The 2,292-nt window shown below is 59.9% G+C and carries 1 protein-coding gene; it reads right to left on the reverse strand.

Annotated features, from left to right (window positions below):
* Positions 1-296: 296 nt before the first annotated feature.
* The gene (locus A2J01_RS05260) at positions 297-2,132 is read right to left on the reverse strand and encodes a sigma-54-dependent Fis family transcriptional regulator (RefSeq protein ID WP_058228389.1); all 1,836 of its coding nucleotides are present in this window, start codon (positions 2,130-2,132) and stop codon (positions 297-299) included.
* Positions 2,133-2,292 lie beyond the last annotated feature (160 nt).

The following is a 2,292-nucleotide window of genomic DNA, read 5'->3' on the forward strand; positions in this document are numbered from 1 at the left end:
GCGCTGCAAAAAGAGAGAAGGACGGCACACCGCCTGGGCCGAGTGCGACGATTTCGCAGTAGACGACCTTTTCGCGGTGATCGAGCACAGCGCTGAGTGCGTCGAGAATCGCGGGGAACGAAGCGACGATGACGTTTCCGTTTCGCGACTACAGCGCGGAAGCCTTGGAACTTGTTGTGGCTATTGCTCTTTGGTTATCCAATTTCGACTCGAATGACATACGCCGTCGACCGCACTCTGTTCAAAGTGAGGATGACGTCTGGCCGAGGTCACATCGTCGGCACTGTCGTTAGCCGTCACGTTTCCGCTATTGCGTACGATTTCAGTTTTCGATAAAGCGAACTGCGCGACATTCCGAGTGCGGTGGCAGCCTTGACACGGTTGCCACCGTACTCACTGAGGGCGTTGGCGATAGCGTCGCGTTCGGCGGCTTCGAGTGTCGTCAAGGTTCGGGGACTGATGGTCCTGCACGAGCTGGGCAGATCTTCGGCTTGGATTTCGCCGACTGGGCGCTTGCGCAGCGCACTGATTAGTGCCCCCCGCAATTGCGGGATGTTTCCGGGCCACGGAAATGCACTGATCAGTCGGGAAGCTGCGGGACTGACACGCGTCCGCCGTTCGGGTGCGGTCTCTTTGAGTAATCGCGCGACGATCTGAGGTAGGTCACTCACCCGGAATCGGAGTGGGGGAACACGAACCGTCTGATCGAAGTACGACAGGAGGTCGCGGAACGGCAGCGTGGATTCCACGCTTGACTCAGACAGAGTTGCCGCAACTGCGCAGTTCGCATCTCCCTTAGCGATGGCATCGAAGAGTTGCGTGATCGCGTCAACGCCCTCGCGGGTGATGGACTCGAGGTCGCGCAGAACGATCAGTGTCGCGTTGGCTGAAGCGCCAACGTACCCGGCAAAGGATTCCTTCGTAATATGTTCCGCATCAATGGATATGGTTCGATCTAACGGACGGACCCGGCGGTGCTGCTCCGCGAGCATCGTTGTTTTTCCGGTTCCGGGCTCCCCCAGGACGAGCACTGTGGCCTGCTTGAACAGCGCGGTGGCCGCATCTGTACAGGCTTTGTTCCACGCTGGCGAGTTCCCATCGGCAATCAAGAGCGGTGGCTTTTCGGGACCAGCCGGGTAGGCGGGACCCTCGGCGAGCTTGGTTATGGGTGTGATGTGGGGGTGCGCCGGAGTCTTACGAATTCGGTCCTGGTCGTTGGATTCCTCGTCGAGGAGTACGACTATCCCCGCGACTTGTTGACCACACAGAATACGGGTCGCCCGTATGCGAACGGATCGACCCGACCGCAGCGGTATCGAGTCCACCGCTCGATCGTCCCCTGGTTCGGACATGATGTATCGCGCGTGCTGATGGATCGTGAGCTGCTCGTCCGGAGTGAACAGCGATTGAGCTCGTTGATTGACAATCACCGAGCCACCCACGGCCATGACGGCCTGCCGCGGACGTTTGTCCGCCTTGATGAAACTCTCGAAGAGTGCGCGTTGCGCCTGACTACGATCGAGCAAGAGATTGCGACCTATGTCGGCTGCGGCCGTCTTTACGAGGGCGTAAATCAGTGGGGTCCAGGTCTCGGACAGCAGGCTGACATCGAGGACGCCCTCAATCCGACCGGTGATCGGGTGATGTATCGGCGCGCCAGTACACGCGAATGGCACCAAGGATTCGTTGAAGTGTTCAGAGCCGACGACGCTGGTGGGTATGCCGGACTCGAAAACGGTGCCGATGCCGTTCGTACCGACGTTGTCCTCCTCGAAGCTGAAGCCGGGAAGGAAGTCGATACGGTCAAGCAGGCGCCCGACCGCCGTGGAGCAGTCACGCCGGTGCACGATCCGGGCCTGTGCGTCGGCCAACGCAATGGTGACGGGGACGTCGGACATGTCCTCTGTGAGTCGGTCGATCACGGGCAGTGCGCACCGGGCAAGCCTCGAATCTGAGTCGAAGTCTTCGTGATATTTGACGCGGTAACGGCCGGCGTCGACACCTGCTGATTGGCTACGTTCCCAGGAGGCCGCGACAACCGGCGGAACACCCGCCGCGCCTGCGGTGCCGTACTCGAGAAAGTCCGCCCGAGCTGCGGCGATTCGCAATCGTTGGTACTCCCGATCGACCATGCAAACCTCCTGGAATCGCCTTGGATCACCAAGTTTGGGCGATTCAAGCTCCTTCGCCATCTCCGTGATCTTTACCACACATTATCCCCGGCTTGCGCTCGGCCACTCCGTCCCAATTTGGGACACCTGGACTGTGTGAGACAGACACACACTTTCCCTA

Origin of the sequence: Rhodococcus sp. EPR-134 (assembly GCF_001647205.1) — a bacterium.
In the GTDB taxonomy this organism is placed as follows: domain Bacteria; phylum Actinomycetota; class Actinomycetes; order Mycobacteriales; family Mycobacteriaceae; genus Rhodococcus_F; species Rhodococcus_F qingshengii.